At 68.6% G+C, this 5,724-nt stretch carries 4 protein-coding genes; all 4 read right to left on the bottom strand.

Going from position 1 to position 5,724, the window contains the following annotated elements; translation table 11 throughout:
• Window positions 1–202: 202 nt before the first annotated feature.
• The 4 genes from P1J78_RS23860 to P1J78_RS23845 are packed head-to-tail and all read right to left on the bottom strand — an operon-like array spanning window position 203 to window position 5,596.
• A complete protein-coding gene (locus P1J78_RS23860) occupies window positions 203–1,633 on the bottom strand; it encodes a nodulation protein NodH (RefSeq protein ID WP_275569875.1) in 1,431 nt (476 codons plus the stop codon).
• Complete coding sequence (locus P1J78_RS23855) at window positions 1,634–3,331, bottom strand: DUF5927 domain-containing protein (RefSeq protein ID WP_275569874.1); 1,698 nt, start codon at window positions 3,329–3,331, stop codon at window positions 1,634–1,636.
• On the bottom strand, window positions 3,328–4,326 hold the full coding sequence (locus P1J78_RS23850; protein ID WP_275569873.1) for a glycosyltransferase family 2 protein: 999 nt from the start codon (window positions 4,324–4,326) through the stop codon (window positions 3,328–3,330). Before P1J78_RS23850 ends, P1J78_RS23855 begins: the two co-directional genes overlap by 4 nt.
• A 58-nt stretch (window positions 4,327–4,384) precedes the next feature.
• Entirely contained in the window at window positions 4,385–5,596 is a 1,212-nt protein-coding gene (locus P1J78_RS23845) for a glycosyltransferase (RefSeq protein WP_275569872.1), read from the bottom strand.
• Window positions 5,597–5,724: the final 128 nt, after the last annotated feature.

Raw genomic sequence — 5,724 nt, 5'->3', positions numbered from 1 at the left:
CTGCCCCCAGTATCTGCCCCAGGGTCAGTGAATCAGTCCCTCGGCCGAATGGGAATCCCCAATCGATTCATGTCGGTGGGCAAACGCTCTAGAGCATATCGCGTTCAATTGTCGTCTCCGGCCGCGCCGAACGCATTCGCTCGCGCGAAACCTGCCTCGGGATGGCCGGAGACTGGGTGACTCGCATCAAACGCGACAAGCCCTAACCCGCCCCCCAGGGCCGGAAGCCGAACATCATGTAGTCCTTCTGATAGGCCGCCCGCACCGCCGCCTCGACCTCGCCGTCGTAATAGTCGGCCAGCGGCACCGGCCCCGCGTCGATGAAGGGCGGCGGCGCCGGCGCCGCGATCCCCAGCTGTTCGGCCAGCTGCCCGAGCCCGTCGGCCAGCGTCTCCTCGCGCAGGATCATGTCCGGCAGCTGCACCTCGGCCATGCCGCGCAGGATCTCGAACTGCGACGCCCAGGCCGCGTCCACCCGCAGGCTGGTCTGCCCGCCGAGATTGCCCTCGACGAATTTCGCGAAGGCCAGGAACGCCGCGCGCTGCTCGGCCGCGCTCCAGTCGCGCCCCGGCCCCTCGGCCGGGACCGGCAGGCCGTACTGCTTGCGCAGCGTCTCGCGCATCTCGCCGAACACGGCCTCGCCCTCGGACGGCAGGATGTGCCGGGCAAAGGCCGCGTGCAGCCGCAGCACCGGATGCCGCAGCACGGTGAAGGCGCGGTGCCCCTTGTGCTGGCGTTTCCACTGGCGCAGCGTCTTCTGGTAGAAGCCCGTCCGCAGATCCTCGGGCGTCCCGCCGTCCAGCGCCGCGAGCCAGGGCAGCACCTGCGCGTCGGGCCCGCCCGGGATCGGCTGATACAGCACCGGCGCCCGCGCGGCGGCGACGAGCGAGGGCACCGCCCGCCCGCGCCGCGGCTCGAAATTCGGGGTGCGGTTCAGGTTGAACCGGTCGAGCCGCGCCAGCGCCTGCTCCATCTCCTCGAAATTCGCGACCTTCTCGTCCAGCGGCTTGGGGTTCTGCACCTTGGTCCGCTTCGACACGCGCGTCTTGCGGTGGTCGACGCCCAGGAACGTCGCCAGCCCGTCCAGCACCTCGACATCCTGCAGATCCTCGTAGGCGATCCAGAACGCCGTCTGCCCGGTCACCTGCAGGCCGCGCAACAGCACCATCTGGAACGCCTGCAGCCGCTCGATATGCTGCTGGAAATCCTCGGCGTCGAACACCGCCTGCGCCGATTTCGCCTTCTTCATGTCGCCCAGCCGCCACTGCCCCGTGGCCTGCGCGATCTTGTGCGACACGTAGCTGTCGACCGGGTTGCGCGTCAGCACCACCTTGGCGCAGCGTTCGTCGGGCAGCACATGACGAAGGATGCGCGGGTCGTGGTCGTTGAAGAACCGAAACCCCGGCATCCCCTCGGTCTGCCCCCGGATCGCTGCCAGCAGGCGCATCGGGTCCTCCTCCCGCGCGGCCATGTCGATGCCGCCCCAGTCGAACTTGTTGGCATGGCCGATGAAATGCGGGTTGAACAGCTCTCCCAGGCAGCTCAGCCCGGGATAGTCGTTGATGTTCTCCTCCAGAAAGTTCGAGCCCGTCCGCATCTCGGCGAACACCACGAAATAGTCGAAACGCGCCATCTACTTGCTCACCAGATACGGCTTGCGCGGCCGCCGCGGCGCGTCCGGCCGCCGGTCCGACGCCGGGAAATCCCCCATCAGATGCGGGTGCATCCCGCGGTTCTTGAGGTTCTGCAGGAACTGCCCGAACCCCGCCAGATCCGCCATCCGCGGCGCCTCGGTCAGCCGGCGGGGATGGCGCACGCCGATCTCGTCCAGGATCGTCTGCAACGGCTCCATCGGGCTTTCGACGAAATCCGCCATCGACCAGATCCGCACCCGCGCCTTGCGCTGCGGCGAGCGCAGCACGTCCAGATGCTCCGCCTCGATCTTCTGCAGCCGCGCGGCCTCTTTCCGGACCTCGGTGAAGTTCAGCTTCGAATGGAACAGCGGCACCGCCCAGGCCCCGGTGATCACCGAGATCTGCGCGTTGGAATCGGTCGCCATGAACCAGCCCGGATCCTGGTTGTCGCGCGGCCCGAACTGAAAGCACTGCCGCTCGCCCCGCGTGTTCCACACCAGGTTGGTCAGGAAGGCGACAGGGTTGTGATCCCGCAGCGCCGCGCTGTCCGACAGCGCGCCGGCATAGATCGTCTGCCGCCCCGCGAAATGCGCCCGGTCCGGCGCATACAGCGCCCCGTGCACCCGCGCGCCGACCATCTTCGACAGCCAGCCCTCGAAATCCTCGAACAGGTCGGCGAACCCCTCGAAGACAGAGTAGGGCGCGCAGGTCTTGCCGTTCTCCCAGTCGCGGTTGGGAAAGCGGCTCTGCATGTAGAGCCCCGGGCGCCCGCGCGTGCGCCGGTCCACCGCCTTGGCGAAGATGCGGTCGATCTTGCCGGGGTTCGGCTCCGCCCCGCTGGCATCCGCGCCGCCGCCGAGGAAGGTGTCGTAGAGCCGGTTCGCCCGCGGCCAGATCTTCCGCGCCACGAAACAGTTCGACCGCCGCAGAAGCTGCAGGTGATCGTCGTAGAAGATATGCGGCTTGCCCTGGAAATCGAACTTCGACAGGGTCAGCGACCGGCTCTCGACATTGTCGGAATAGAGCCTAACCAGCGTCTGGTAATAGCTCTCGTCCGGGATCCACACCTTCTTGAAGTAGCTCTCGTAGATGCGGCGGTCCGGATCCTCCAGGATCGCCGCCAGCGTTCCCGTCGTCAGGCACCACCACTGGCTGCCCAGATGCGGCTCCAGCCCCTCGGGGATGCGCCGGCGATAGCCCAGCCGCCGCTGCAGCCGCACATAGCCGTCGAACAGCTTGCGCTGGGTCTTCCACGAGAACGGAAAGCGCAAGGTGAACCGCTCCAGGCTCAGCCCGCCGACCGTCCAGGGCACGTCCTCGGTCGTCACCGACTCGATGAAGTTGGTGCGCGGCCGCTCGGCCAGATACGCCTTCAGCTCCTCCACCGGCCGCAGCGGCAGGCAGGAGCCCGAGGCGAGGTAGACATGCCGCACCTCGGGAAACTCCTCCAGCATCAGCTCCGACGCAGTCTGCGACGCGGCGACCAGCGACCAGGTGCCCCATTCGCAGCGGTGGCGGCGCGAGAACCGCACATTGTCCAGCTTCGACAGGCGCTTGACGAAGGCGGCGTGGTCGTCGGGCGTCACCTTGCGGTCGACATGGATCACCACGGGACAGCCGTGCTTGGACCAGTGCCGCGCCACCTGCTCGGCCCGGTGCAGCGCGTCGTGGCACAGCATGACCACCCCGAACGTCATGCCCAGTTCCCCTTGGACATCAGGCCGAGGATCTCCAGCTGCCGCCAGTTGATGTATTTCTCGGACCACTTGCACCACAGGTCCGGGTTGTCCTTCAGCCGCTGGGCATAGGCCTTGTATTCATGGCTGTTGGCATAGTGCTGCTTGCGCTTCAGCTCCTCGGCCGACTTGTGCTGGAACGTGTCCAGGAACTTCGCGTGCAGCAGCACGCCCGACGCCTTCTCGCCGCCCCACTCGTCGAACACGGCGTTCAGCCCGCGCGGCAGCAGCATGTGGGTCGAGCTGACATAGGTGAACTGCCGGTGCCATTTCACCAGCGGGATCTTGTTCAGCGCCGGCGCCCGTTCCGGCCGGTCGGGAAAGAACGCCCGCGCCCGCGGCCCGCCCTGGATCCACAGGTTGCCGAAGCGGTGGTTCTTCATGATCGCGTAGTTGCCGCTGTCGAACCAGTCGGCGATCTCGAACGGGTCCTGGCCGGCGCGGTAGGGGGAGGCGTCGATCGGCCCCTTGGGATACATGTCCAGCAGCATCGCGCTGAACGACCGGATCGACGAGGCGTCCAGCCAGTCGGTCAGCGCCCCGATCGGCCGCGTGTCGCAGAACGGATAGACCAGGAATTCGTCCGGGTCGACGGTCAGGCACCAGTGGCCGTGCCCGTGCTGCCAGGCCAGCCAGTTCAGCCAGTCGACCCCGAAGCGCGACCGCTTGTAGCTGGCCGCGCTGTGCCACAGCGACACGTCTGGCTGATCGGCCAGGAATTCGCGGCTGCCATCGTCGGAGCCGTTGTCGACCACGATAAAATGGTCGATCCCCAACTGCCTGTAATACTTCAGGAAATAGGGCAGGCGCACCTTCTCGTTGCGCAGCGTGGTGAAGGACAGGATATGGCCCGGCCGGATCTGCGCCGTGCGGTCGGCGACCGGCGACAGCTCGCGCCGCTTGCGGAACGCCCGGATCCGCCAGCGCTTGCGTTGCAGCCGCAGCCTGTATGACATCCAGGCGCCCAAGTCTTCCCCTTCGCAAAGGGCACCGCCCGACCCTCGACCCGCGGTATCACAGCACCGTTAAGACGCGGTTGAAGTGATCCGCCCAGCCGGGAACCGTGGGGGGCACATGTGCCGCACCTCGCCCCGTCCTCATCCCGTCCGTAATCCGGACTATCGTTTCGGTCCAGTGATACACGCAGCCGACGCGGGCGTAAACTGGCATGTCCCCCAATATCTCGCGGTAGACGGGCAGGTCGGCACAAACCACGGGCACATCTAGCGCCAGGGCTTCCAGCGGCGGCAGGCCGTAGCCCTCGGCCCGGCTGGGAAACAGCAGCCCGGCCGATCCTTTCAGCAGCGCGGCGACCGCGCCGTCGTCCAGATCGCCCCGCTCGAACACGGTCCGCCCGATCATCGGCGACGTGTCCAGCCGCCGGAACACCGCCGCGTTGGCCCAGCCGCGCCGCCCGGCGATCACCAGCCGCGGCGCGCCCGCGCCCAGCGCCTCCCAGACGTCCAGCAGCAGCGCGTGGTCCTTGCGCGGCTCGATGGTCCCGACCGTCACGAAATACGGTGCCTCCGGCGGCAGCCCCGGCGGCAACGCCCCCGGCACCGGCACCTCCACCCCCAGCGGCGCCACCAGCGCCTCCGGCACCCGCCCCGCCTTCGCCAGCCAGGCCTCCGTCGCCGCGCGCGTCGTCTCGCAGGAATGGATCACCACGTCGGCATGCGCCGCCACCCGCGCCAGCTTGCCGCGGAACGACTCCACCGTGCCCGGCCGCTGATAGGCGGGATGCTCCAGCGGGATCGCGTCGTGGATCAGCACCGCGACCCGCGCCCCCGGCACCGCGCGCCAGGCGGCCAGCACCTCTTCGCCCAGGTCGCTATGGCCCACGTTGAAATACACCGTCCCGGCGGGCAGGCTCTTGCGCAGCATTCCCGCCAGCGCCCCGCGCCGCGCCCGCGCCACGGCCCAGCGCCGCAGATCCGCCTCCGCCCGCCGCTTCACGGGATGCGCCTTCCGGCTCAGCCGCCCCACCAGGTCCGGCGCCCCCCAGGCCGCCTGCCCGTCGATCCGCGCCAGCGCCCGCGCCATCCCGTCGCCGTCCAGCAGCAGATAGCCCAAAGCCGTCCGCACCAACCCGAACAACGGCCCCGGCGCCGCCACCAGATGCCGCAGATAGGCCAGCTCCACCCGGTCCACCCCGGTCCACGCCCCGCGCCCCAGCCGCGAGACCAGCCGGGTCAGGTCAAGGCATCTTGCGGAAGGATCGGCCATCTCACCCCGAAACCAGCGTGACCGCATCCTATCCCCCGCCGCGGCCCCGGGGAATCCCTCGCGACGCCCCGGCTTCACCTGGTTCCAAGTATCCTCGGGGGGGGCGCCGCAGGCGCGGGGGGCAGACA

Source organism: Psychromarinibacter sediminicola (assembly GCF_029168335.1).
GTDB lineage: Bacteria > Pseudomonadota > Alphaproteobacteria > Rhodobacterales > Rhodobacteraceae > Psychromarinibacter > Psychromarinibacter sediminicola.
Note: the sequence above shows the minus strand (reverse complement) of the source record. Positions and strands in the feature narration are given on the sequence as shown.

Excerpts from the sequence above, each read along its gene's own strand:
- P1J78_RS23860 (WP_275569875.1), bottom strand. The coding sequence starts at position 1,633 with ATGGCGCGTTTCGACTATTTCGTGGTGTTCGCCGAGATGCGGACGGGC.
- P1J78_RS23850 (WP_275569873.1), bottom strand. The coding sequence starts at position 4,326 with ATGTCATACAGGCTGCGGCTGCAACGCAAGCGCTGGCGGATCCGGGCG.
- P1J78_RS23855 (WP_275569874.1), bottom strand. The coding sequence starts at position 3,331 with ATGACGTTCGGGGTGGTCATGCTGTGCCACGACGCGCTGCACCGGGCC.
- P1J78_RS23845 (WP_275569872.1), bottom strand. The coding sequence starts at position 5,596 with ATGGCCGATCCTTCCGCAAGATGCCTTGACCTGACCCGGCTGGTCTCG.